This is a genomic window from Janthinobacterium sp. BHSEK (assembly GCF_056174685.1).
In genome coordinates, this window is record NZ_JBWBYV010000282.1 from 1 (window position 1) to 709 (window position 709).

The 709-nt window shown below is 48.0% G+C and carries 2 protein-coding genes; both read right to left on the reverse strand.

Annotated features, from left to right (window positions below; all coding sequences use genetic code 11):
* Positions 1 to 225: 225 nt before the first annotated feature.
* Positions 226 to 468: a hypothetical protein gene (locus tag AC0V2Y_RS29050; RefSeq protein ID WP_436577529.1), complete on the reverse strand. Its 243-nt coding sequence runs from the start codon at positions 466 to 468 to the stop codon at positions 226 to 228.
* 57 nt (positions 469 to 525) lie between these two features.
* Positions 526 to 709, reverse strand: a 184-nt coding sequence (locus AC0V2Y_RS29055) for a hypothetical protein (RefSeq protein ID WP_475418497.1), incomplete at its 5' end; no start/stop codon positions are given.

The following is a 709-nucleotide window of genomic DNA, read 5'->3' on the forward strand; positions in this document are numbered from 1 at the left end:
GAAGGCGGCAGCTGAATCTGTATAGATCTTACGCATCCTTGTCAGATGTTGTTGCGCTATTTCCTCGTCAATTTCTATCATTCGGCCTTGTCCTTGAACTAAAAAACAGAGTCAATTGAAATGAGATTTTCCTAATGCTGGCCTTTACAGCCAGCTGCAGGAACGAAAATACCTTGTTTGACTAACGGCCGAACCTGTATCAAAGCGCCGTCAGTCAAGGTCCGGTTAGCGTTTCTTGTCCGACTGCGATACCAGCGAGCCAGCTAGCGATCTGGTGGTAGCTGCTGAAGTGGCGTTCTGAAGCGCCGTGGACGCTTTCGCTTCCATCGCCTTGCCCGTCACTTTTTGGGTGCCAGATTGTGCCAGTGCGCTACCCGCCAAGCTACGTTGCAGTGTCGAGGCGTTCGGGTTGCTGAGCGTGCGCCCTGCGGTAGTGGCGACCTTGCCGCCAGTGGTTTTACCTGCCATGCATTTCTCCTAAAAAGAAAACCCGGGATGTCCACATCTAGTAAGTCTGCTAGATACTCACACTATAGGTAGTATTTTTCTAAATGCAAGTAATTTATTGCCAACAGGAAGAATATGAAATGTGGGAGCTATCCAGATAATCGCTATAGATGCAAAGACACCAAAATTGTATGGCTTCACCTCGAAAAGTCCTAAACTGGCAGCAAAGGCACTCAAATTGTTGTGTGTATTTCGATATGTG